This is a genomic window from Streptomyces sp. NPDC015171 (genome assembly GCF_043079545.1).
Lineage (GTDB): Bacteria > Actinomycetota > Actinomycetes > Streptomycetales > Streptomycetaceae > Streptomyces.
Window position 1 is genome coordinate 320,332 of sequence record NZ_JBIBUO010000002.1, and the last position, 23,581, is coordinate 343,912.

General features: G+C 74.7%; 22 protein-coding genes. 11 read left to right on the plus strand and 11 right to left on the minus strand.

Translation table 11 applies throughout. The annotated features are described in order from the left end of the window. Nucleotides 1-6: 6 nt before the first annotated feature. A complete protein-coding gene (gene msrB, locus ACF073_RS05960; RefSeq protein ID WP_392067125.1) occupies nt 7-414 on the plus strand; it encodes a peptide-methionine (R)-S-oxide reductase MsrB in 408 nt (135 codons plus the stop codon). Nucleotides 415-671: 257 nt separating this feature from the next. Next, a complete protein-coding gene (locus tag ACF073_RS05965; RefSeq protein ID WP_392067126.1) occupies nt 672-1,979 on the plus strand; it encodes a PP2C family protein-serine/threonine phosphatase in 1,308 nt (435 codons plus the stop codon). 10 nt (nt 1,980-1,989) lie between these two features. Here the strand turns inward: ACF073_RS05965 and ACF073_RS05970 are convergent, their stop codons facing one another. Genes ACF073_RS05970 through ACF073_RS05980 form a run of 3 tightly spaced genes read right to left on the minus strand, consistent with a single transcriptional unit; the run spans nt 1,990 to nt 7,137 of the window. Beyond that, nucleotides 1,990-5,796 carry a CHAT domain-containing protein gene (locus ACF073_RS05970; RefSeq protein ID WP_392067127.1) on the minus strand — a complete coding sequence of 1,269 codons (3,807 nt, stop codon included), beginning with the start codon at nt 5,794-5,796 and terminating at the stop codon, nt 1,990-1,992. Nucleotides 5,797-5,847: 51 nt separating this feature from the next. After that, entirely contained in the window at nt 5,848-6,726 is an 879-nt protein-coding gene (locus ACF073_RS05975; protein ID WP_392067128.1) for a hypothetical protein, read from the minus strand. A 12-nt stretch (nt 6,727-6,738) separates the two neighbouring features. Beyond that, entirely contained in the window at nt 6,739-7,137 is a 399-nt protein-coding gene (locus ACF073_RS05980) for a hypothetical protein (RefSeq protein WP_392067129.1), read from the minus strand. 257 nt (nt 7,138-7,394) lie between these two features. Here ACF073_RS05980 and ACF073_RS05985 point away from each other — a divergent pair, with 257 nt between their 5' ends. Genes ACF073_RS05985 through ACF073_RS05995 form a run of 3 tightly spaced genes read left to right on the plus strand, consistent with a single transcriptional unit; the run spans nt 7,395 to nt 9,840 of the window. Then, nucleotides 7,395-8,525: an ABC transporter ATP-binding protein gene (locus ACF073_RS05985; RefSeq protein WP_392067130.1), complete on the plus strand. Its 1,131-nt coding sequence runs from the start codon at nt 7,395-7,397 to the stop codon at nt 8,523-8,525. Next, nucleotides 8,522-9,175: an ABC transporter permease gene (locus tag ACF073_RS05990; RefSeq protein ID WP_392067131.1), complete on the plus strand. Its 654-nt coding sequence runs from the start codon at nt 8,522-8,524 to the stop codon at nt 9,173-9,175. Before ACF073_RS05985 ends, ACF073_RS05990 begins: the two co-directional genes overlap by 4 nt. Beyond that, nucleotides 9,172-9,840, plus strand: coding sequence for an ABC transporter permease (locus ACF073_RS05995; protein ID WP_392067132.1), 669 nt, complete (start codon nt 9,172-9,174; stop codon nt 9,838-9,840). Before ACF073_RS05990 ends, ACF073_RS05995 begins: the two co-directional genes overlap by 4 nt. Before the next feature lie 3 nt (nt 9,841-9,843). On the opposite strand, the gene ACF073_RS06000 is transcribed toward ACF073_RS05995, so the two are convergent. From ACF073_RS06000 to ACF073_RS06015, 4 genes are read right to left on the minus strand one after another with little or no spacing between them, the layout of a single operon-like run. Continuing rightward, entirely contained in the window at nt 9,844-10,446 is a 603-nt protein-coding gene (locus ACF073_RS06000; protein ID WP_392067133.1) for an ATP/GTP-binding protein, read from the minus strand. After that, on the minus strand, nt 10,433-10,843 hold the full coding sequence (locus tag ACF073_RS06005) for a DUF742 domain-containing protein (RefSeq protein ID WP_392067134.1): 411 nt from the start codon (nt 10,841-10,843) through the stop codon (nt 10,433-10,435). Before ACF073_RS06005 ends, ACF073_RS06000 begins: the two co-directional genes overlap by 14 nt. Before the next feature lie 16 nt (nt 10,844-10,859). Next, complete coding sequence (locus tag ACF073_RS06010) at nt 10,860-11,336, minus strand: roadblock/LC7 domain-containing protein (protein ID WP_392067135.1); 477 nt, start codon at nt 11,334-11,336, stop codon at nt 10,860-10,862. Beyond that, complete coding sequence (locus tag ACF073_RS06015; protein WP_392067136.1) at nt 11,333-13,912, minus strand: ATP-binding protein; 2,580 nt, start codon at nt 13,910-13,912, stop codon at nt 11,333-11,335. The genes ACF073_RS06010 and ACF073_RS06015 overlap by 4 nt, the downstream gene beginning before the upstream one ends. Nucleotides 13,913-14,223: 311 nt before the next feature. Between ACF073_RS06015 and ACF073_RS06020 the strand changes: the two genes are divergently transcribed. Next, nucleotides 14,224-15,183 (plus strand): ABC transporter substrate-binding protein, encoded by a 960-nt coding sequence (locus tag ACF073_RS06020; protein WP_392067137.1) that lies wholly within the window; start codon nt 14,224-14,226, stop codon nt 15,181-15,183. A gap of 22 nt (nt 15,184-15,205) precedes the next feature. Then, entirely contained in the window at nt 15,206-16,966 is a 1,761-nt protein-coding gene (locus tag ACF073_RS06025; RefSeq protein WP_392067138.1) for an aromatic amino acid lyase, read from the plus strand. An 88-nt stretch (nt 16,967-17,054) separates the two neighbouring features. Here ACF073_RS06025 and ACF073_RS06030 read toward each other — a convergent pair whose 3' ends face one another. Next, entirely contained in the window at nt 17,055-17,510 is a 456-nt protein-coding gene (locus tag ACF073_RS06030; RefSeq protein WP_392067139.1) for a tellurite resistance TerB family protein, read from the minus strand. 178 nt (nt 17,511-17,688) lie between these two features. Here ACF073_RS06030 and ACF073_RS06035 point away from each other — a divergent pair, with 178 nt between their 5' ends. Genes ACF073_RS06035 through tatA form a run of 3 tightly spaced genes read left to right on the plus strand, consistent with a single transcriptional unit; the run spans nt 17,689 to nt 20,887 of the window. Beyond that, entirely contained in the window at nt 17,689-18,057 is a 369-nt protein-coding gene (locus ACF073_RS06035; protein ID WP_392067140.1) for an ArsR/SmtB family transcription factor, read from the plus strand. After that, nucleotides 18,047-20,605: an HAD-IC family P-type ATPase gene (locus ACF073_RS06040; protein ID WP_392067141.1), complete on the plus strand. Its 2,559-nt coding sequence runs from the start codon at nt 18,047-18,049 to the stop codon at nt 20,603-20,605. Before ACF073_RS06035 ends, ACF073_RS06040 begins: the two co-directional genes overlap by 11 nt. 54 nt (nt 20,606-20,659) lie before the next feature. After that, on the plus strand, nt 20,660-20,887 hold the full coding sequence (tatA, locus tag ACF073_RS06045; RefSeq protein ID WP_392067142.1) for a Sec-independent protein translocase subunit TatA: 228 nt from the start codon (nt 20,660-20,662) through the stop codon (nt 20,885-20,887). A gap of 4 nt (nt 20,888-20,891) precedes the next feature. Here tatA and ACF073_RS06050 read toward each other — a convergent pair whose 3' ends face one another. The 3 genes from ACF073_RS06050 to ACF073_RS06060 all read right to left on the minus strand — a co-directional run bounded on the left by ACF073_RS06050 (nt 20,892) and on the right by ACF073_RS06060 (nt 22,271). After that, nucleotides 20,892-21,032, minus strand: a complete 141-nt coding sequence (locus tag ACF073_RS06050) for a hypothetical protein (protein ID WP_392067143.1) — start codon at nt 21,030-21,032, stop codon at nt 20,892-20,894. An 82-nt stretch (nt 21,033-21,114) separates the two neighbouring features. Next, nucleotides 21,115-21,567 (minus strand): DUF6114 domain-containing protein, encoded by a 453-nt coding sequence (locus ACF073_RS06055; protein WP_392067144.1) that lies wholly within the window; start codon nt 21,565-21,567, stop codon nt 21,115-21,117. Nucleotides 21,568-21,572: 5 nt separating this feature from the next. Beyond that, nucleotides 21,573-22,271: a DUF6230 family protein gene (locus ACF073_RS06060; RefSeq protein ID WP_392067145.1), complete on the minus strand. Its 699-nt coding sequence runs from the start codon at nt 22,269-22,271 to the stop codon at nt 21,573-21,575. Nucleotides 22,272-22,916: 645 nt separating this feature from the next. Between ACF073_RS06060 and ACF073_RS06065 the strand changes: the two genes are divergently transcribed. Further along, complete coding sequence (locus tag ACF073_RS06065; protein WP_392067146.1) at nt 22,917-23,567, plus strand: Tat pathway signal sequence domain protein; 651 nt, start codon at nt 22,917-22,919, stop codon at nt 23,565-23,567. Nucleotides 23,568-23,581: the final 14 nt, after the last annotated feature.

Consider the following 23,581-nt stretch of genomic DNA (forward strand, 5'->3'; position numbering starts at 1 on the left):
GAGCTCATGTCGTACGACGTCGAGAAGCCGGACGAGCAGTGGCGCGCGGAGCTGAACCCGGCCGAGTACGCCGTGCTGCGCCAGGCCGCCACCGAGCCGGCCTTCACCGGTGAGTACACGGACACCAAGACCAAGGGCGTCTACTCCTGCCGTGCCTGTGGCGCCGAACTGTTCACCTCCGACACGAAGTTCGAGTCGCACTGCGGCTGGCCGTCCTTCTTCGACCCGAAGGACACCGACGCGGTGGAGCTGATCGAGGACCGCTCCCACGGCATGGTCCGCACCGAGGTGCGCTGCGCCCGCTGCGGCTCCCACCTGGGGCACGTCTTCGCGGGCGAGGGCTACGCGACCCCGACCGACCAGCGGTACTGCATCAACTCCATCTCGCTGCGGCTGGCCCCCGAGGAGGGCTGAGCCGGTCACGGCCCGCGCGGCCGGCTCCTTCCCCGAACAGCGGCCGGCTCCTTCCCCGAACAGCTGAGCCCGGTCCGAGCAGTCCGGCGCGGGCCGCTCCCGCCCGGTTCCCGGCCCAGGCCGGCACCGGGGGCCGGGCCCCCGCCGGGGTTCCGCACCGCCGGGCGCGCGGTGATCCGCTCCTGCCCGGGGTGGCCGGGACCGGTGGGGCAGCCGGGGCTGATGCCCGGTTCGCCCCGGTTTGAGATTCTGTGAGGGTGTTGGGTGTAGCGCGGTGGATCCAGTCCCGGCGCAAGCCCCTGCCCCTCGACGGCGGCGGCCCCGGTGCGGGCGGGCGCGGCTCCGGCGGCCCCGAGCGGGCCGCGGAGGCCGCCGCGCGGCTGAGCGTGCTGCGCCAGGCCCTGGCCGGGATCGGCACGACCCTCGAAGCGGACACCACCTGCACCGAGCTGACCAGGGCCGCCGTACGGCTGGCCGGCGGAGCCGCCGCCGTGCTGCGCCGCACCGGGGACACCGTCTCCGGGTACGACGCGATCACCGGGGACGCCGCCCTGCTGCCCGACGCCCGGTGGGCCGCCGCCGCGGCCCGTGAGCTGGGCGTACCGGCCGTCGACGCGGCCCCCGACCCCTGGCTGGAGTACGTCGGCCGCGGCGGCGCCGGAGCCGCCCTGTGCGCCGCGCTGACCACCGGGGACGACCGGTACGGCGTCCTGGTGTGGGCGCGCTCCGGCGAACCGCTGGGCGAGGTGGAGACCGAACAGCTCGCCCTGCTCGCCGAGCGCGCCGCCTCCCATCTCCGGCACGCCGAGGTGTACGAGCAGGTCAGCCGTACCGCCGGCGATCTGCAGCGGGCCCTGCTCGCCGAGCCGGGCCGGCCGCACCCCAACCTGGACGTCGCCGTCCGCTATCTGCCGGCCGGCTCGCGCACCCTGGTCGGCGGCGACTGGTGCGAGACCGTCCGGCTGCACTTCGGCCGCACCCTGCTGGTCGTCGGCGACGTCATGGGGCACGGCCTGGAATCCGCCGTCGACATGAGCGCCTACCGCTCCTCGCTGCGCTACATCGCCGCCGCCGACCTCCCCCCGCACCGGGTGCTGCGGCAGATGGACGACATCGCCTCCGGGGAGGACGAGCGCAGGCCCGCCACCTGCCTGCTCGCCCGTGTCGACCCCGGCCGGGGCCAGATCACGCTGGCCAGCGCCGGCCATCTGCCGCCCGTGCTGATCGGCCTGGACGGCGCCGCCAGGCTGCTGGCCGTGCCGGTCGGGCCACCGCTGGGCACCGGACTCGGCGGCTACGAGTCGGCCACCCACCGGGTGGCGCCCGGCGAGACCCTCGTGCTGTTCACCGACGGGCTCGTGGAGCACCGCGGCGAGGACATCGACCACTCCCTGGCGCGGCTCGCCGCCCTGCGCTTCACCGCAGCGGACGCCGTCGAAGCCGTCCTGGACAGCATCGTCGACCGCCTGGACGCCCGGCACGCGGAGGACGACGTGGCCATCCTCGCGGCCCGGCCGCACACCCGGCAGGGGACGCCGCCGCAGGAGGGGCCGGTGATCCGCTGAACCGGCGGGCTCAGGCACCGGCGTGCACCAGCGCGCCCCACGTCCACGGGCGCCGCGGGTCGGCCGCGCGCAGTGCGCGGACCGTGTCGTGCAGGGCCAGCGCGGCGGGCAGCGGGGCGGGATCCGGCAGGGCCGGCGCCAGGGCGCGGTGGAACGCGGCGGCGGCCTCGGCGGCGAAGGCGTCCCCGACCTCCCAGAGCGTGGCCACCGACTGGGTGTAGCCCGCCAGCTGGAAGACCGAGGCGAGATGGATGACCTCGTCGGCGAGCGCCGGGGACGTGCTGCCGCGAGCCGTCCCGCAGGCCGACAGATACGCCAGCTCGGCCGAGTCCAGGTGCAGTTCGGCCAGCTCGCCGACGTACAGGTCGCCGTCCGCGAGCAGCAGCCGGCCCGCCCGCACGTCCTCGGGATCGCTGTCGGCGTGGCAGGCGAAGTGGACCACGGCCGCGTCCGGCAGCGCCTCGCGCACCGCCGTCCTGGTGGCGGCCGGCCCGATCAGCCGCTCGCCGCCGCTCGCCGCGACCGCCGCCCCGGCCTCGGCCACGGTCCGGGCCAGCGGCGCCTGCCCCGGCGTCTGGGGCAGCGCCACCGCGAGCACCCCGCGCCGGCCCGCCGCCGTACGCCGGCCGGCCCGGCTGAACAGCAGCGCGCGCAGCGTCGGCGTGTACGAGGAGGCCACCCGGTCCAGGACGCACGCGCCCGCGGGCGCGTCCGGGCCGTGGTGCCCGGCCGCGTGCAGCGGGAAGGCGTTGAGCACCCCGGACGGCGCCCACCACAGCCGGGGCCAGGGCGTGCCGGGCGGGGGCGGTCCGGTGAACCCCAGCGCGTCCAGGACCGGTTCGGCCAGCACGTCCCACAGCCAGGCCAGGGTGCCGGTGAAGACCGCCCGCGCCCCTGCGGACAGCGGGCCGCGGGGTCCGGCCGCGAGCGTGCCGACGGCCAGCCGGAAGGATTCGGCCTGGGCGGCGAGGTCGGCGGCGCCCAGTCGGGGCAGCGGCACCGGCAGCAGCCCGTCGGGGCCCAGCACCAGCGCGTCGCAGCGGCGCGGATGGACGTTGACGCTCACCACCGGGCCCTCGGCGGCGGCGGGGCGCAGATCGTCGAGGCCGAGCGGCAGCGGGGTGAGGAACCGCTGGAAGCCCGGACGCCGCTGCAGCTCGGTGATGACGCGGGCGGCGTCCTCGCCCGCGGCGCGCTGCGCGGCGGTCTCCTCCGGAGTGGGCCAGCGGCCGGGCTCCCCGCCGCGGCGCAGCGCGCGCAGCCGGTCGAGCGCGGACCGCAGCCGGCGGTGCAGGGCGGCGTCGGCGCCGTGCAGCGCGGCCAGTTCACGGCGGGCGTTGAGCGCGGTGGACAGCAGATGGGCCCGGCCGTCCTCCAGGGTCTCCAGCGCCTCCTGCGCGTCGTGCCGGTCCATCGCCTGGGCGGCGCCGTCCGAGGCGAGGCGGGTGAACAGGCTGGGCGAGCGCCCCGCGGCGAGCGGCGCGGCCTCCAGCAGGCGCCCGCGCTGGACGCGGTGCTGCGCGGTGGAGGACCACCGTTGCAGCAGCAGCGTGGTGGGCCAGTCCGGTCCGGCACCGGCGGTCAGCTCCCGGGCGAGCGCCTCGGCCTCGGTGTAGTCGGCCTCCTCCGACCACAGCCCGTGCCGGGTGAACAGGTGCAGGGCAAGCGTCCTGCGGGTCTCGTCGTACTCCGGGGTGTCCGGCGTCAGCAGGGCCAGCCTGCGGCGGGCGCCGCTGACGCCGTCCTCAAGGGCCTGGACGTGTGCGAACGGCGAGTCGTCGGCGAAGGCCAGCGCCGCGTGCCCGGCGAACAGGTCGGAGCTGAGGCCCAGGTCCTCGATCCGCCCCGGCATCTCCTCGTACATCTCGCGCAGCAGCGGCAGTGTCTCGTGCATCCGCTCCAGGCGGGCCGCGGTGTCCCCCGGGGCGTGCATGGCCCGCATGAGGACCAGGGTGGCGCGGCCGGTGCGCAGCAGGCGGTGTTCGCGGGAGTCCGGCGGCGCGAGGGCGAGCAGCCGGTCGTACACGCCGAGGATCTCGTCCAGGGCGCCGTCGTCGACCGGGGCCGCCGGTGCGGGGTCCGGGGCCTCGTGCCGCAGCATCTCGGTGAGGGCCTGTGCGCGTGCCGCCTCGGGCATCCTGGCGAGGCGGGTCAGCTCCAGCTCCACGGCGCGGCCCACGATGTCGTCCAGGGACGACCGGGTGGGGTGGCCGAGGACCAGCTTGCCGAAGTCCATCATCGCCTGGCCGGTCCCGCCGCCGCGCTGCGCGCCCATGCCGAGCAGGTTCAGTACGGCGGCGAGGGGGTGGTTGCCGTCCTCCCCGGACATCGCCGCGTGCACGATGCTGTCGATGGCGTCCGCGTCGGCCTGCCGCTCGGGCGTGAGGCCGGTCCTGGCGGGCGGCCCGGACCGGTCGAGGACCTCCGCGCGCAGCCGCGCCGCGGCCTCGCCGATCAGCTCCGGGTCGCCGCCGAAGACCGGGTCGGCCGCGGCGAGCAGGCCGACCGCCTCCTGGGGGCGCCCGGCGGCCATCAGGTTGACGGTCAGCCGCATCCGGACGTCGTCCCGTTCGGGGTGGCCCGCCGGGGTCAGTTCGAGCAGCCGGCGCAACGCCTCGGCGGCGTCCGCCGCGAGTTCGGCCGCGCGGGCCCGGTCGGCCCGGCCCATGCCGATCAGCGCGGCACGGGCCAGCCGGTCCAGATGGGTGCGGACCGCCGCCCGGTCCTCGGGCGGCGTCAGGTCCAGGGCCCGGCGGAGCGCGGTGACGGCCTCCTCCCGCACCTCGGGCGGCGTCTCCTCGTCCCGCTCGGCGTCCACGGCGTGCAGGGTGAGGACGTAGCCGAGGTCGGAGTACATCCGCGCCGCGTTGCTGTCGTCCGGGCCGGCGCCACGGGTGGCCGTCCGCAGCAGCGCGATCACCTCGGGCAGCAGGGCAGGGTCCTCGGCCCGGGCCGCGCTGGCCAGCAGCGCGTGGGCGAGGCCGCCCGCGCAGCGGGGGTGGTTGTGGTGCCGCGGGGGAGTGGCGGCCAGGGCGGTACGGAACACGGCGACGGCTTCGGTGAGCCGGTCCGGGGTGCCGGGGCCGGTGCGGTGGTGCGGGTCCGGCGCGGATGTCGTGTGATCGGGGCTCGCCGGGGCGGACGCGCCGTGCCCCGTGCCGTCGTGGCCGGGGCCGCCGTCGAGCGCCAGCAGGGCGTAGCCGAGGTTGCAGCCGGCCACCCCGCGGTCGGGGCCCTGGGGCGCCAGGTGCGGCAGTGCCCCGCGGGTCAGTTCGGCGCACGCCTCCAGCGCCTCCGGCCAGGCCGTGCCGATGCCCAGCTCCAGCAGCAGACAGCCGAGGTTGACCAGGGACGCCGCGTGCTCCTGGACGGCGGCGGCGGGATCCGCCGGCCGGCCGCTGCCCAGCAGCTCGTCGAGCCCGGCGCGCAGCGGCGGCGGCAGCACGTCCGGGGTGTCCGGCAGATGGCAGTGGAAGGGGCCGAGCAGCAGCAGGGCCGTCCGGGCGTCGCCCTCGCCCTCGCCCGACGCGCGGCGCCCGTCGGCGCGCAGCAGCAGGGCCACGCCGAGCGTGTACGCCACCTCCCGGTCCACGGCAGGGCCGCCGGCCGCCGCGCCGGTCACCAGATGACCGAGCAGCGCCTCGGTCTCGGCGAGCGCCTCCTCCGTCTGCAGCAGCGAGGCGCCCTCCGGCCCGCCGAACCGGTCCAGGCGCCCGCGGACCGCGCGCAGCAACCCCTCACGAGCGGCCAGCCGGTCCGCGTCCGCCCCTCCGTCGCCGTCCGTGCGCCCCCGTCCCGGTGTGCTGTCCGTCGTCATGGTCCGTACCCCCTGTCCACGCGGGGGGCATGCCCCGCGCGTTCCGTAACGTCATCGGCGCCGTGCGCCCGCTCCCTTACGGAACCGTTCGGTGACCGTGCGGCCGAGGCTCGCCCGCACGGGGCGGGTCTCCTCGTCGAACCGCTCGAACAGCTCCGGCAGGTGGACGTCCACGGCGGACTCCACCAACTCCGCGTACTCCTCGGCGCGTTCCCGCCCGCGCCGCCAGGCGACAAGGCCGGCGCCCGCCCCGGCCACGGCGGCCGGCCACCACACCGCGCCCAGCAGCCCGTACAGCACCGCCCAGCCGCCGAGCCGCGTCGCCTCGTCCAGCCGCTGCCGTGACTCGGCCAGCGGCAGCCGGGTGGTGTCCGGCAGCAGCAGCCACAACCGGGGCCAGACATCGGCGAGTTCGACCCGGTAGTGCAGCCGGATCCGGACCGCGGGGGCGCGCAGCCGGTCCCCGGTCCAGGTGGCGCACTCCGGCCGGACGAGGGCCACCGCGTTCCGCTCGGCCTCCCGCTCGGCCCGCGCGCCGGTGTCCCGGGTGGCCGCGCAGACCTCGTCACGGCTGTCCCAGGCACGCCGTCTGCGCTCGGTCAGCCGGCGGGCCAGCGGACGGAGGGGGCGTGGCCAACTGCCCGTCAGCGCACGCTCGTACGGTCCCGCGAGCGCGTCCGCGAGCAGCGCGGCGGCGAAGGACGCGGCCAGCACGCCGAGCAGCAGCACCGCGGTCCGCGTGGAGCCCGGTCCGCCGCCGGTCAGCACCCGCAGGCGGTGCCGCAGCGGCTCCGGGTCCGCCCAGTGCCGCTGCCCCAGGGTGAGTCCGGTGGCCGCGACCGCGGTGAACACCAGTCCCGGCAGCACCAGCGCCGCGGCCCAGCGCTCGGCGAGCTTGCGGCCGACGTCCGTGACGAGCCCCGTGAGCACCGCCGCCCCCGCTCAGCTCTCGGCGTCGAAACGCAGGGCCAGGTCGAACACCTCGCACACCGGAAGCTCCTGGTCGGGGCGGCGCCGCTCGCGCCGGGCGCAGACATCGCGCGGGCAGACATGCGCCCCGGGCACGGTGTGCGGCCGGTCGTCGGTGACACGGGTCGGCCGGGAGGAGCGGGAGTCCGTCCCGGTCCGCTCCTCGACCTCGTCCTCGTCCGGGGCCGCGTCGAGCAGCCCGAGTGCGCCGAGGTGCGCCTCGACCGGCTCGCCGGCCCGGGCCGCCCGTACGGCCTGTTCGACGAGCCGGCGGCCGGCCGCGCCGACCGGTCCCTGGTGCAGACGGCGCAGCAGGGGCAACTGGCGGCACAGCAGCGCCAGTTGGTGATCATGGTGCTCGAGTAACGGCATGGCGCCCATGCTAGGCGGCGGCCCCGGAGGCGATCCCCCCTTCCGGGGCACCCGGTGGCCGCGGCGCCGCGCGACCCGCGGGACACAGCCGTACCGAAGCGGCGGATCCACCGCGAGCGGTTCAGCGTCGCGGGGCGGCCCGCCAGGTGTGAAGGCCCCGCGATGAACGCGCTCCCGCCAAAGAATTGAAACAGTTGCGGTCTAGACTCTCCCCGCATCAGCCCAGGATCGGTCGGCCCCGAAGGGTACGCGGCGTTTTGATACGGATAGATTCAGTCACGAAGCGGTACCCGGACGGCACGGTCGCGGTCGACCGGCTGTCCTTGGACATACCGGACCGCGCGATCACCGTCCTTGTCGGGCCCTCAGGTTGCGGCAAGACGACGACCCTGCGGATGATCAACCGGATGGTGGAGCCGAGCGAGGGCGGCATCCTCCTGGACGGCCAGGACATCCGGCAGCAGCCGGTCAACACCCTGCGCCGGTCGATGGGGTACGTCATCCAGAACGCCGGGCTCTTCCAGCACCGCACCATCCTGGACAACATCGCCACCGTGCCCCGCCTGCTCGGCTGGACCAAGCAGAAGGCGCGCGCCCGGGCCGCCGAGCTGATGGAGCGGGTCGGCCTGGACGCGGCGCTCGCCAAGCGGTACCCGTACCAGCTCTCCGGCGGCCAGCAGCAGCGCGTCGGCGTGGCCCGCGCCCTCGCCGCCGACCCGCCGGTGCTGCTGATGGACGAGCCGTTCTCCGCCGTCGACCCCGTCGTCCGCAAGGGACTCCAGGACGAACTCCTGCGCATCCAGGACGAACTGGGCAAGACCATCGTCTTCGTCACGCACGACATCGACGAGGCGATCAAACTGGGCACGAAGGTCGCCGTGCTGCGCGAAGGCGGCAGGCTCGCCCAGTTCGCGCCGCCCGCCGAACTGCTCAGCGCGCCGGCCGACGCCTTCGTGGAGGACTTCCTCGGCGCCGACCGCGGCATCCGCCGGCTCTCCTTCTTCCCGTCCGCCGGCCTCGAACTGCGGACCGCGCCCATCGTCCCGCTCGACGCCGACGCCGACCGGATCGCCACCCTCGCGACGGAGCCCTACCTCCTCGTCACCGACCTCGACGGCAGGCCGCTCGGCTGGAGCGAGCCGGACCGGCTCACCGCGGGCGGCATCGATCCCGACGCGCTCCTCGACCACGGGCGGCCGTTCGTGCCCGGCACCGACTCGCTGCGCACCGCGCTCGACGGCGCCGTGCTCTCGCCGACCGGATGGGCGGTCGCGGCGGACGGCGAGGGACGCGCGGTCGGCGTCGTCTCCCAGCAGGTCATCGGGGAGGCGATCCGCGCCGCCCACAGCCGGGTGGCGCGACAGGCCGAGGTGAAGGCCGGGCGATGAACGGCTTCTTCGACCTCCCCAGCGACCTCCAGCACAGCTACCTCGGACTCGTGGGGCTCCATCTGCGCGAGGCCCTGCTGCCGGTGCTGGCCGGACTCCTCGCCTCGCTGCCGGTGGCCCAGCTGTGCGTGCGGTTCCGCTGGATCTACCCGCCCGTCCTCGGCATCACCACCGTGCTCTACGCCATCCCGTCGCTGGCCTTCTTCGTCGTCCTCATCGACTACTTCGGCCAGAGCGAGACGACCGTGATGATCCCGCTCGCCCTCTACAGCCTGGTGGTGCTGGTCCCGGCGATCGTGGACGGCGTCCGCTCGGTGCCGCCGGAGACCCTGGCCGCCGCCCAGGCGATGGGCTTCGGAGCCGTACGCCGGTACTTCCAGGTCCAGTTGCCCATCGCCGTACCCGCCATCATCGCCGGCCTGCGGGTGGCGACCGTGTCCAGCATCTCCCTGGTCAGCGTCGGCATGCTCATCGGCAACCAGGGCGCCCTCGGCAACATGCTGTACGACGCCCAGACCTACCACCGCCCCGCCCTCGCCGTGAACTCGGTGCTGACCATCGCGGTGCTGGGCATCCTCGCCGACGCCGCGCTGGTCCTCGTCCGCTTCCTGCTCACCCCCTGGATGCCGCGCAAGGGGGCCGTCCGGTGAACGTCCTCGGCTTCGCGCACGCCTTCTTCAGCGACAGCGCCCACTGGCACGGGTACGACGGCATCCCCACCCGGTTCGCCGAGCACCTCAGGTACTCGCTGGAAGCCCTCCTGATCGCCGCCGCGATCGGACTGCCCGTCGGCCTGCTCACCGGCCACTACGGCCGCGGCGGCAACGCCCTCGCGCTGATCGCCACCGCGGGCCGGGCGCTGCCCAGCTTCGGCCTGCTGATCCTGATGTTCATCTGGATCGGCTTCGGCCTGCTGCCGGTGATGATCCCGCTGGTGGTGCTCGCCGTCCCGCCGATCCTCGTCACCACCTACGAGGCGGTCCGCTCCGTCGACCCCTCCCCGGTGGACGCGGCCCGGGGCATGGGGATGACCGAGTCGCGCGTGCTGTTCCAGGTGGAGATGCCGGTGGCGCTCCCGCTGATCCTGAGCGGCCTGCGCACGGCGGCCATCCAGATCGTCTCCACCGCCACCATCGCCGCCTACGTCAGCCTCGGCGGCCTCGGCCGGTACATCATCGACGGCCTCTACCAGAAGGACTACGAGAAGGTCGTCGGCGGCGCCGGCCTGGTCGCCGGGCTGGCCCTCGCGACCCTCGCCGTGTTCTGGGCGGCGTCCCGGCTCGCCGTGTCCCCGGGAGTACGCCGGGGCACCTGAGGGCTACCGCTCGGTGCGGGCCAGCGCCAGTTCGAGTACGACGAGCAGCGCGTCCCGCACCGAGCCCCGTTCCCGGGCGTCGAACACCAGGACCGGCACACCGGCGGAGACGTCCAGCGCCCAGCGGACCTCGTCCAGCGAGTGCTCCACCGTCCCGTCGAAGGCGTTCACCGCCACCGCGAACGGGATGCCCTTGTGCTCGAAGTAGTCGACGGCCGCGTAGCAGTCGTCGAGGCGGCGGGTGTCGACGATGACGAGCCCGCCGACCGCGCCCTCCACGATGTCGTCCCACATGAACCCGAACCGCTCCTGTCCGGGCGTGCCGAACAGGTACAGCTTCAGCGTCGGGTCGATGGTGATGCAGCCGAAGTCCATGGCGACGGTCGTCGTGGTCTTGCGCGGGGTGTGCGTGAGGTCGTCCACGCCGGCCGCGACCTCCGTGATCGACGCCTCCGTGGTCAGCGGCTCGATCTCCGAGATCGCGCCGACGGCGGTGGTCTTGCCCACCCCGAAGCCGCCCGCGATCACCATCTTCACCGGCAGCGGCGGCCGTACCGCCCCCGGCGCGGCCGGGCCCCGGGCCGGAAGCGGTTCAGTCGGTGTCACTCGGTACCCCTCGGGAGTCGGGGATGGCCCGCAGGCCATCGATAACCCTGCGCAGGACGGACGCGTCGTGGGTGGCCTCGGCGTCCGGCACGTACACCGCGAGCCGGCCCTCCCCGCGCAGGTCCTCCGCCAGGACGCGGACCACGTTGAGATGCAGCCGCAGCCGGGCCGCGAGTTCCGCGAGGGACTGCGGCAGCCGGCAGGCGGCGACGATGTCGTGCTGTTCGAAGGAGAGCCGGCCGAGCGCGTCGAGACCGTCGGCGGTGGCCACCACCTGGGTCTCCACGGGCAGCGCCGGGCCGGCGGCGGCGTCCGCCACCCGGCCGGCGGTGACCAGGTACGGCCGCACGGCGGAGGCGGGGCCGACCGGGGCCGGGGGCGGGGTGCCGTCCGCCATGGCAGCGTTCTCCTCCTCAGCCGGCCGCCGCCGCGCCCACGCTGTTCTTCAGCTCCAGCACGAGCTGCGGGCTGAGGGCGGCACCGGCGCGGTTGGCGAACAGCGTCATCTCGTAGGCGATGTTGCCGAGTTTGGCCTCCTTGCCGGTGACGACGCCCAGCACGGCGCCGCTGCCGATCGCGGAGACGATGACGTGTCCGCCCTCCAGGTCGATGATGACCTTGTTCAGGCCGCCGAGGCCGTAGTTGCCCGAGGCGCCGGCGGCCAGGCTGGTGATGCCGGACACGATCGCCGCGAGCCGCTCGGAGTCGGCGTGCTCGCGCAGCTGCGACACCGCGATGAGCAGACCGTCGGAGGACACGGCGATGGCGTCGACGACACCGGCCGTCTCGGTCGCGAAGCGGTTCAGCAGCCAGGTGAAGTCGGCCGCGGCTGCCTGCAGGTCGGCCGGCGTGGTGCCGCCCGACGCGTGGTCACCTGTCGGTGTGCTCACTGCTCGGCTCCTTCCGGGGGGTGGTTCGGGGGGTGCGGAGAACGGGTCGGTGGTGTGGGGGCGCTGTGCGCGGGGGGCTCCGGGCGGGGGCGCGGTTCGGGGGAGGTGCCGGCGGGGCGGGTGAAGCCGCCCGTGTCGCCCTCCCGCCGGGCGCGCGCCACCGCCTCCTCGAACTCCTCCAGCTCGCTGCGCACGGCCTCGGCGTCCAGCGTCCGGGCGGTCCGCGCCATGCCCGGCGCGGGACCGGCGGTGCTTCGCAGCGTGGCCCCGCGCACCCGGCGGCGCAGCGGGCGCCCGGCGGACGACTCGGCGGGGGCGGCGAGCCCGACGGGCCCGTCGGGCTCGCCGCCCGGGTCGCGCCCTGCGGCAGCGGCCGGGTCCGGGTCCCCGGCCGCCGGGGCGGGCGGGCGGGGAGCGTGGCGGGGGATGCGGCGGGGGAGGGAGCCGCCGTGCTCCGCGCCTGCGGGCCCGTCCGCGCTCGTGCCGTCGGCCGGCGCCTTCTCGTGGGCGGTGTCCGGCGTCCCGGCCGGCGGCAGCGCGCCCCGCGCCGGGACCGGACCCGACACCCCGGCAGCGGCGGCCGGACCGGCCGCAGGCGCCCGCCCCGGCGCCCCCGCGCCCGGCGGCAGCAGCAGCGAGGCCGGCAGGGTCACCTCCGCCGTCACACCGCCGCCCGGCGTCCGGGTCAGCTCGACACCGGTCTCCCAGCGACGCGCCAGCGCGCCCACCACGAACAGGCCCAGCACCTTCGTCGGCACCAGGTCGAGGCGCTCCCGGCGGATCAGCCGGGCGTTCTCCTCGGCGAGCCGCTCGGCGCTCATACCGAGGCCGTGGTCGGTGACCACCACGTACGCGTCCCCGCCGCCGGAGCGGACGGTGACCTCCACGGGGCTGCCCTCGGGCGAGAACGACACGGCGTTCTCCAGGAGTTCGGCGATCATCAGCGTGAGGTCGCCGATGACGTCCGGCGCGACCATGGCGTCCGACGCGGCGTACAGCCGTACCCGCTGATAGCCCTCGATCTGCCCGAGCGCGGCCCGTACGACGTTCGACAGCGCCGTCGGCCCCCCGTCCAGCACGGTCTCGCGGATGCCGGCCAGCAGCATCAGGCTGTCGGCGTTGCGGCGCAGCCGTACGGCGATGTGGTCGATGGAGTAGAGCCGTTCCAGCAGCGCCGGATCGGTCTCGCCGCGTTCCACCGCGTCGATCAGCGCGAGTTGGCGGGTGGTGAGGTTGCTGACCCGGCGGCCCACGTTGCCGAACATCTCGGCGGTGTTGCGGCGGCTGAGCACCTGGCGCTCCAGCAGCGCCGCGGCGGAGGTCTGCACCCGGTTGAACGCCGTGGCCAGGTCGCCGATCTCGTCGCGGGCCGTGACCGGCATGTCCCGCAGCCGGGGCGGCCCGTCGTCCTCGGCGTCGTCGGCGGCGACCCGGGCCAGCTCGCGCCCGGCCACCTCGGCGACCTCGCGGGCGGCTCCGGTGAGCGCCTGCACGGGCCGGATCACCGAGCGGCGCACCAGCACCGCGAAGGCGATCCACAGCGCGAAGGCGATCAGCGCGCCGCTCAGCAGCAGGCCGGCCCGCCACCGGGCGGAGGCGGCGGCACCGTCGGCCCGGTCGGCGATCTCGCCGATCAGCCCGGTGGTGATCTTCAGCCGCGCCGCGGCCTGTTCGGGGTAGGCGGGGTAGTCCGCCAGCGCGTCCCGCACCGCCTGCCGGATCTCGTCGCGGCCGTCCGGCTGCGGGCGGCCCATGCCGACCTGGAGTTCGGCGTACGCGTCGGCGATCTCGCGCTGCGCGTCCGTGTGCTCGATCCCTTCGAGCCGCGCGGCCTGCGCCTCGGTGGCGAACCGGCCGAAGCGGGCGGCCTGGTCGGCGTAGAGGTCGTGGGCGCCGACCGCGCTGGTGAACTCGATCAGCGCGTTGGTGTCGCCCGTGGTGGCGGCGAACACGTTGGTCTCGAAGGCGCCGTGCGCGGCGTCCGCGCGCAGCAGGGAGTCCAGCAGGCCGCCGGTGAAGGTGGCGGCGAGGTCGGCGTCGCGGTCCAGCCCGAGTCCGTCGATCAGGCCCTGGGCGGCGCCCGCGTAGGCCGGGTCGATGTTGTCGGCCGGCAGATACGCCTGCTCCACCGAGGTGCGCAGACTGGTGAGGCCCTCGACCCCGCGCAGCGCCCGCGCCTCGCTCTGCGGCAGCTGCCCGCCGAAGGCCGTACGCACCTTCGCCACCTGCGAGTCGACCGCCTGCTGCGCCGCGCGGTAGGCGGTCGTGGACGGCCGCGCGTCCCCTGCCTCGTAGCGCGTCGACAGCAGGATGGCCTGCTGGTGCTCGGCCTCCACCCGGTCCACCAGCCGCGCCACCTGGGTGCTGTCCCGCACCAGCCGGGCCGCGGCGGACGCGCTGGACGCCTGCTGCGCCAGATCGGTGAAGAGATAGGCCAGCAGGCCCGTGATGACCGCGAGGGGGATGCCGACGAGCAGGTTGAGCTTGCGCCGGAACGGCCAGCGGTCGGCGAAGCCCCCCGCACCGCCCCGCGCGGGGGCGTGCCGGTCGGGCGCGTCCACCTGGTTCGTGGACACCGGGCCTCCTTCATGGGTGTCTCGTCCGGGGGAGCCGTCGCCCCGGACCTGAGGGCGTGGCCGCCCTCCGCACCGGCAGCGCCGTCGCCTCCGGAACGCCTGCGTCACGACACCGGAGCGGGCCCCGCGCACCGCCGTGGTCGATGCCAACTGGCCCGAGACTAAGGCCTTCCGGGGACTCGATCGGCTCGCCTTTCATCAAGAATTCGTTACAAAGTGACCCCGCTCTGTGCACATCTGACGACAGATCGAGGCCAATCGGTGATCTATGGCACTTGACTGACCGAGAACCGGCTGGATTGGATCGTCGGGTGAATTCAAAGACCCACATCAGCAGGTCCATCCGGGGGAACCGAGGCGCGGCGGCGGTCGCCCTCGCGGCGGCAACGGCTCTGCTGGCGGGCTGTTCCTCCGACGACGGCAAGTCCGACAACCCCCTCGCCGAAGGGAAGTCGAGCGGCGACAGCGTTGTCGTCGGGTCCAACAACTTCCCCGAGAGCACCCTGCTCGCGGACATCTACGGCGAGGCGCTCAAGGCCAAGGGGATCAAGGTCACCTACAGGCCGAACATCGGCAGTCGCGAGACCACCTACGGGCTGATCAAGAACGGCTCCATATCGGTCCTTCCCGAGTACAACGGCTCACTGCTGGCCTACCTCGACCAGAAGACCGCCCCGAAGAGCCTCGCGGACACCACGGCCGCCATCAACGCCAAGCTGGACTCCAAGCTCACGCTGCTGGACCCGGCGCCGGCACAGGACAAGGACTCGGTGACGGTCAACGCGGCCACCGCGAAGAAGTACCACCTCACCGAGAAGTCCACCATCGCGGACCTGAAGGACATCGCCCAGGACCTGGTCATCGGCGCCTCGCCGGAGTTCCAGACCCGGCAGCAGGGCCTGGTGGGCCTGAAGTCCGTCTACGGCCTGGAGTTCAAGTCCTTCAAGGCGCTGGACGCCGGCGGCCCGCTCACGCTCGCGGCGCTGAAGAAGGACGCCGTGCAGGTCGCGGACATCTTCACCACGGACGCGAACATCACCAAGGAGAAGTTCGTCGTCCTGCGGGACCCGAAGAACCTCTTCGGCTTCGCGAACGTCCAGCCGCTCGCCTACAAGGGCGCACTGTCCAAGGAGGGGGTGAGCGCGCTCAACGCGGTCTCCGCGAAGCTCGACACCAAGACCCTGCTGGACCTGGACACCCAGGTGCAGGCAGAGAACAAGGACCCGCTGGACGTCGCCAAGACCTGGCTGAAGTCCGCGGGTCTCGCCTGACGCAGCACCGCACGGAACGACCGTGGACGTGCCGACGCGGGTGCCCCCGAAGCCGGGGGACACCCGCGTCCCGCTCGACGGCGGCGGGCTCACGCTGCCCGCCCTGATCCGGCTCGCCGACGCCACGGCCGTACCCGCCGTCGACCCCGGGGCCCTGGACCGGGTCCGACGGGCCCGCGAGACGGCCGACCGGCTCGCCGCCACGGGCCGCTGGTACGGGCGCGGCACCGGCGTCGGCGCGCACCGCTCCGTCGCCGTCGACCCGGCCGAGGAGACCGCCCACGGTCTGCGTCTGCTGCGCAGCCACGCGGGCGGCGGCGGCCCGCTGCTGCCGGCCCGCCAGGTCCGCGCGATGCTCGCCGTCCGCGCCAATCAGCTGCTCGCTGCCGGCTCCGGCATCCACCCGTCCTTCGTCACCGCCCTCGCCGACGCCCTCCGCCTCGGCGTCCACCCGGCGGTCAACCAGTACGGCGGTGTGGGCACCGGCGACCTGACGGCCCTGGCCCAGACCGGCCTGACCCTGCTCGGCGAACGGCCCTGGCTGACGAGCGGCGATTCGCCGGCGCACCAGTCCTGGCCGACGGGGGATGCCCGGGGCGACCGGCGCCGGCCGGTGGCGGGGGATCCTCCGGGCGAGCGGCCGGCCCCCGGAGCGGGCGCACAGGCCGGTGCCGCTCCCCTCGGTGTCGGTGGCGGCAGCGGGGCGGAGCAGGCAGGGGCGTCGGCACCGGCGCCGGCCGCGGTCGCACCGGTGGCCGGAGAACTCCAAGGGCGATCGCCCGGTGCCGTCGGTGCCGACGAGCGGTCCGGTGGGGAGCTGCCCGTCCCGGTCACCCTCCGGGCCGGGGACGCCCTCGCGCTGCTCAGCAGCAACGCCCTGGCCCTCGCACAGGCCGCGCTGGCCGGGCACGGGACCGAACTGCTTCTGCGGGCCACCCACGCCGTCGCCGCGCTGTCCCTCGCCGCTGCCTCGGGATCGCCGGAGGCGTACGCCGCTCCGGTGCACTCCCTGCGCCCCTACCCGGGGCCGGCCCGCGCCGCCGGCGAAGTGCGGCGGCTCCTCGGTCTGCCCGACCGCCCGACGGCGCTCGCACCGGACGGGCTCACGCCCGGGGGCCGCCGGATCCAGGACCCGTACGGCTTCCGGGCGTTCCCGCAGGTGCACGGCGCCGCCCTGGACGCCTCGGCCGCGCTGCGCCGGATCGTCGAGGTCGAGATCAACTGCCCGTCCGAGAATCCGGTCCTGACCCCCGACGGCCACCTCTACCACCACGGCGGCTTCTTCGCCGCACCCCTCGCCCTGGCCCTTGACGGACTGAACCTCGCCCTGCTGAAGACCGCGCAGCTCTCCGCCGCGCGCCTGACCGCGCTGAGCCGCCCCGACCTCACCGGCCTGCCCGCCTTCCTCGCCACCGGCCCGGCGGGCAGTTCCGGCACGATGATCCTGGAGTACACCGCCAACTCCGCGCTGGCCGAGCTGCGCGCCGGCGCCGCCGCGCCGGCGTCGGCCGGGCACGCCGTTCTCTCCCACGGCCTGGAGGAGGCCGCAGGCTTCGCCGGGCAGGCGGCCCGCCAGACCGAACGGGCCGGCGCCGCCTACGCCACCGTCCTCGCCTGCGAACTCGTCGCCGCCGTGCGGGCGTTGCGCCTCCATCCGGCAGCGCCCCCGCTCGCCGCCTTCACCCTCGCCGCCGCCGCGCTCCCGCCGGGCCTGGCGGACCGCCCGCTGACCGACGACATCGAGACGGCGAGCCGGCTGCTGCCCCGGCTCGCGGAGTTGTGAGCCCGGTGCGCCCTCGTCGGCCCGGTGCGGACGAGGGCACGGCCGAGGCCGTCGAGCCTGCCCTCATCCACGCGCGCTCACCGGACGCTCAGAGGTCGAACTCGTGCGGCGGCAGGTCCAGCGCGTAGCACGCCTCGCGCACCACGGCCTGCTCGTCCTTGTCGAAGTCGCCGTCCGCGCCGCCGATGACGACGCCGATCTGGATCACGGCCCGCGCCTCGGCCGGCTTCTTCTTCGCCTTGGCGATCTCCTGCAGCACGCTCACCTTGCCGAAGGCGAAATCGGTCGTCAGCTTGTTCAGGTTCTCCTCGAAACGGCGGCGCAGGTCGTCCGCCGGGAAGTTCTGCAACACCTCGTTCGTGGCGATGAGCTGCGCCACCCGCTGCCGCTCCGACGGATCCACCGTGCCGTCGGCGGCGGCCACGAGCGCGCACATCGCCATGCTCGCATCCCGGAACGCACCGCTCTTCAGGTCGTTCTTCTTCGCCACCAGCTGGGTCTGCATCTGCGACGCCGACTCCTTGACGCGGTCCCACAGGGCCATGTCCACTCCTCGATATCGGCCGACCGGCGCCCCTCGGCACCGGCGGCTATTTCTACAGCAACGTAGAAACTAACGGGGCGGCCGGGAAGTTCCGGAGATCTAGACTGTGTCCGCCGACACGGCAGACACGGCAGACATGCGCGGAACACGGCGGCGACGCGGCGGGAGGAAGGCGACAGTGGCGACAGCGCCCGGTACCGGCTACCAGGACCCCTCCGCGGAGGTGCTCGCCGCGGCGGCCGCCGCCTTCGGGCTGCTCGCCGCGCCCGCCCGGCTGCACATCGTCTGGGCACTGGCCCAGGGCGAGAGCGATGTGACCGGGCTCGCCGAGCGGGTGGGCGGCGCGCTGCCCGCCGTCAGCCAGCACCTGACCAAGCTCAAACTCGCCGGACTCGTCCGCTCCCGCCGCGAGGGCCGCCGCCAGGTGTACTACGTCGACACCGCCGAACAGGCCGCCGTCGTCGACGTCGTACGCCTCCTCGTCGGGCGGCTCGCCGAACGGGAGGCGCCCAAAGCCGTACCGGCCCGCAGGCTCCGTGGCCTCTGAACCGCCGACCGGCACCCTGCTCCAGGAGCTGCGACGGCTGGACACCGGTCCGCGCGGACTCACCGAGGCCGAGGCGGCCGTCCGGCTCGCCGCCGTCGGCGAGAACACCCTGCCTCTCCACCGCACGCCCTCCTGGCCGCTGCGCTGGGTGCGCGGCCTGCGCGATCCCTTCACCGCCGTCCTGCTCACCCTCGGCCTGGTCTCGGCGTGCGTCGCCTCCTGGGGCACCGCCACCGTCATCCTCACGCTGGTCTCGGTCGGCTGTGTGCTGCGCGCGGCCGGCGAACGCCGGGCCGACGGCGCCCTGGCGGCCCTGCGCGACCTGGTCGCCGGCACCGCCACCGTGCTGCGCCGCGCCGACGACACCGGCCCGCCGTGCGCCCGCGAGGTCCCGGTGACCGACCTCGTGCCCGGCGATGTCGTCCGGCTCGGCCCGGGGGACCTCGTCCCGGCCGACGTACGACTGCTGCGCGCCCGCGGACTGACCGTGCGCCAGGCCGCGCTCACCGGCGAGTCGGCGCCCGTGCCCAAGGCCGCCGCCGACCTGCCGGACCCGCGGGCGGAACCGGGGTCCGCGCTCTGCTTCCAGGGCAGCGCGGTCGTCGCGGGCAGCGCCACGGCGGTCGTCGTGGCGACCGGGGCGCGCACCCGCTTCGCCGCCGCCGGGCGGGCGCCGGACCGCCGCGAGCCGAGCGCCTTCGACCGCTCCGTGCGCGGCATCGCCTGGGTGCTGGTCCGGTTCATGCTGCTCACCCCGCCGCTGGTCCTCATGCTGGGCGCCGCACTGCGCGGCCGGGGCCTGGAGACCCTGCCGTTCGCCGTCGCGGTGGCCGTCGGGCTCACCCCGGAGATGCTCCCGGTCGTCGTCACCACCTGCCTGGCCCGCGCCGCATCCCTGCTGGCCCGCACCCACGGGGTCGTCGTACGCCGGCTGCCCGCGCTGCACGACCTCGGCGCGATCGACGTGCTGTGCGTGGACAAGACCGGCACCCTCACCCAGGACCGCCCCGTCCTCGCCCGCTCGCTCGGACCCGACGGCCGCGACGACCCGGAGCCGCTGCACCGGGCGGCCGCCATCGCCTGGTGGACCCTCCAGCTCGCCGAACTGCCCGCCCCCGACGCCCTCGACGAGGCCCTGCTGGCGGCCTCCGGCGGACCGGGGGCGGCCGGCGCGGAACACGACGGCGTCGCCGCGCTGCCCGTCGACCCCGGTCGGCGCCTCGCCACCGTCGTCGTCGCGGGCCGGCCCGGGCACCACCTCCTGCTCACCAAGGGCGCCCCCGAGGACGTCCTGGACCGCTGCGACCTGCCGCCCGCCGAACGGCGGCGGCTGCTCGGCCTCGCCGCGCGCGAGGCGGCGGCCGGACAGCGCGTGCTCGCCGTCGCCGACGCGGAACGGCCCGCCCGCACCCGCCCCTACGCCGCCGCCGACGAGCGCGGCCTCACCTTCCGCGGCCTCGTCACCTTCCGCGAGGAACTCGCCCCCGGTGCCGCCGCGTCGCTCCGGGCCCTCACCGCCCGCGGCGTCACCGTGCACGTCCTCACCGGCGACCATCCGGGCACCGCCGCCCGCGCCTGCCGCGACCTGGGACTGGCCCCCGGCGAGGTACGGCTCGCCGCGGACGGCGCCGGCACCGGCCCCGTCCCGGCCGGGGCCACCACGGTCGTCGCCCGCTGCACCCCCGAGGACAAGGCGCGGATCGTCACCGGGCTGCGCGCGGCCGGGCACACCGTCGGCTTCCTCGGTGACGGCGTCAACGACGTGCCCGCCCTGCTCGCCGCCGACGTCGGCCTTGCACCCCTCGGCGCCGTGGCCGTGGCCCGGGAGAGCGCCGACGTGGTGCTCGCCGAGAAGGACCTCACCGCGATCGGACACGCCGTCACCGCCGGGCGGTACAGCAGCGCCAACATCGCCTCCTACCTCCGGGTCACGCTCTCCTCCAACCTCGGCAACGTCCTCGCCATGCTCGCCGCCGGAGCGCTGCTGCCGTTCCTGCCGATGCTCCCGGTCCAGGTGCTCGTGCAGAACCTGTGTTCCGACGCCGCCCAGCTGGCCTTCGCCCACGACCGCCCCGACGCCCGGGCGCTGCGCCGGCCGACCGTGCTGCGGCCCCCCTCCTTCCTGCGCCTCATCACCGGCTTCGGGCTGCTCAACGCCCTCGCCGACCTCGCCACCTTCGACATACTCGCCTTCGCCCCGCACGGCGTGGACGGCCTGGGCGGCCCGGACGGCCAGGCCGTGTTCCACTCCGCCTGGTTCACCGAGAACCTGCTGACCCAGGCCCTGGTCATGCTCCTGCTGCGCGGCGGCCGCCGGCCGGCGGCGGGCGGGCGCCCCGGACCGGTCGGCCGGGCGGCGGCCGTGCTCGCCGCCGTCGGCCTCGTGCTGCCGGCGAGCCCGCCGGGTGCCGCGCTCGGTATGACCGCGCTGCCCGCCGCCTGCTATCCGCCGCTCGCCGCGGTGTTCGCCCTCTACGGCCTCGCCCTCACCGCCGTGAGAATGCGCCGCGAGCGACGCCCGGTGCAGGCAGAGCCACTCGGGTTGTAAAGTTGCGCAACATAGCAAGTGTCGCTGCAAGGTGAGACAGGAAAGGGGGCGGTCATGCTCCGCAACGGACTTGAGCCCTGGCATCTGCTGATCGTCGCGATCGTGTTCCTCGTGCTGTTCGGTTCCCGCAAGCTCCCCGACACCGCCCGTGCGCTGGGCAAGTCCATGCGCATCCTCAAGAGCGAGGCCAAGGCGATGAAGGACGAGAACGGCCGTCAGGGCTCCGCCGGCGGGCCGGCCGCCGAACCGGCGGCTCAGGAGCCATCGGCGACCACCGGCTGAGCGGTCAGCCGCCGTCCCCGCCGCCCTTCTCCTCGGAGAAGTCCCCGTCCCCGCCGCCCTCCTCCTCGAAGAAGTCCCCGGACTCGTCGCTCGCCGCCTCACCCGCACGGCGCCCGTGCGCCGTCCGGCTGGTCGATGAACGCATGGCCAGGGCAAAGGAGTTCCCCCGTCACCCGTTCGGGGGAACTCCTTTGCCCTGGCCGTCCCGCCGGAGGCGCCCGCGACCGTCAGGCCGCCCCTTCCGCCCCCTCGGACCTCAGCCCGCGTGCCGCCGCCCGCGCCCGCTTGCGGCGCTTGCGGCGGCTGACCCGCGGTTCCTGGTCCGGGAGCCAGCCGAAGGCGAGGCAGCTGCCCGTGACGCCGAGGAGCAGCCCGATGAAGAAGCCGCCCAGGTTGGAGGTGAGCCAGGTGCCGAGGGAGAGCAGGACGCCGGTGAGGGAGTAGAAGAGCCGCTGCGAGGGATTGAAGAGGATCAGCAGACCCAGCAGCACCATGAGGGCCGGCAGCAGATAGCCGGCCAGGCCCTGCATGCCGATGTGCAGCACGACCTTCAGCGAGGCCTTCTCGGTGAGCAGGATCTCGCCGCCGCCGAGCGCGAGCAGCAGCCCGCCCCAGAACGGCCGGCGGGCCCGCCATCCGCGGAAGGCGGGCCTCGGTCCCCGACGAGGACGGTCCGGCACGGCGATCAGCAGCCCTTGTCGCTGAAGCCGAGGTGCAGGCCCGGCAGCTTGAACACGCCGGCCGTGGTGGCGTAGTTCGTCTGCCGCAGATTGGCGATGCGCACGGTGTCGGCCTGCTGGCTGAAGACCCCGAGCGGGCCCTTCACGTTCGCCTTGTTCAGCGTGCTGGCGTCGTTGCCGATCTCGATGTTGTTGAACTCCGCGTCTCCGGACAGCACGGTGGAGTCGGTGGTCAGGTCGGTCGCCGACACCTTGGTCTTGCCGCCGCCCGCGGTGATCAGCAGGTTGGTGCCGCCGAGGTCGACGCTCTGGCACAGCTTGGTGAGCGTGGCGTTCTTGATGGCGGAGGTGACGATCAGCACCTGGCCGCCGGTGTCCCCGGCGTTCGGGCTGCCCTCCGCCATGTTGTCGAGTCCGCCGAACTGCTCGAACCCGGTGCCGTTCAGCTCCGTCGCGGTGACGGTGAACGGCATGCCGGAGATGGCGAACTGCACGCCCAGCGCGCCCTGCGCGGTGAGTACGGCGAGGGTGGCGGCGACCAGGGTGGCGGGTACCGCCATCACCGCGGCCCGGCGGGCCCGGACCCGCCCTCGCCGCTCGCCGCCCGCCGGGGGCGCGGCGGCGGACGGAGTCTCTGACGCGGTGTCGCTTCCCGAGTTCTCGGGGGTGTTGCCGGCGGACGGGACGTCCGGGGACGAGGCCATGTCTGCTCCCATGGGCATGGATCAATGCGGGTTGGGCTTCAGTGGCGCGGTGTCCTGGCGCGGACAGCGGCTGCCGCGCACGCCTCCTTGCGACTCCCGGCGGGGGCAAGGGCTCTCTCGTTACGCGGCAGTAGCCTTTTCCAGGAAGTTACCGCCGGTTACTTTGAAGGGTCAAGGGAGTTGTGGAAAAAGGGTGTCGGATGTGCGCGCACCGCGTTCGCGTGCCACAACTCGCCTTTACAGCCTTGACGCTGACGGTTAATCAGGTCTACAACTTCCCCTGTTTCCACGGATCCGTGGCGCCGGATCCGGCAGGCGGCACCAGCCGCGCCCAAGGCGCGGCGCCCGTCGCATCCATCGGCGCGGCACCCGTCGCGTTCCCGGCCCTGTCACGGCAACCGCTCCACCTCAGCGCGGCTCCGGCACGGTGGCTTCCCCCTTTTCCCGTGCTCGGCCGCCCTCTTGTCCGGCGCCGGCCGGAGGCCTTTCCCCCGAGGCCTTCGGCCGGTGCCCGGTGTGCCGCCGTCACGGGTCCGCCGTGTACGGAGAAGGCGCGACGGCCCCGTTGCGGCGGCACCATCGGCACCACCCTCCACCCCCCACCTCACCTCATCTGTCCCCCCACTCAGGAAGAGAGGCACTCGCATGCGTACGCGCTCGCTCCTCGCCCTCGCCGGCAGCGCCACCGCGCTCGCCCTCGTCTGGGCCACCCCCGCCTCCGCGGCCGGTACGGTGCTCACCACCGGCAGCACCGGCGGCACCGCCGTCGCCGTCGGCGACACCCTCACCGCGCCGCTGGCCACCGGCACCACCGCCAACTTCTACTCCAGCGCGACCGGCACCAGCGGCGTGAAGTGCACGGCGTCCCAGTTCACCGCCAAGGTCACCGGCAACCCGACCGCGCCCGGCACGGCCACCGAGTCCGTCACCGCGCACACCTTCAACAGCAGCACCTGCACCAGCAACGTCACCGGTGTCCTCGGGGTCAACGGCGTCACCATCAACAACCTGCCGTACTCCGCGACGATCACCTCGGGCGGCGTGCTCACCGTCTCGCCCCCGAGCGGTTCGGTCATCCAGGCCACCGTCCAGCTGCGCACCCTGCTGGGCACCGTGACCTGCGTGTACCAGGCGCCCAGCCTGACCGGAAAGGCCGACAACGCCGACAGCAGCATCAACTTCACCAACCAGCAGTTCACCAAGAGCTCCGGTTCGTCGCTGTGCTTCGCCAACGGCTACTTCACGGCGAAGTACGCGCCCGTCACCGACGCGGGCGTCCGGGTCTACGTGAACTGAGCGAGCGGACCGGC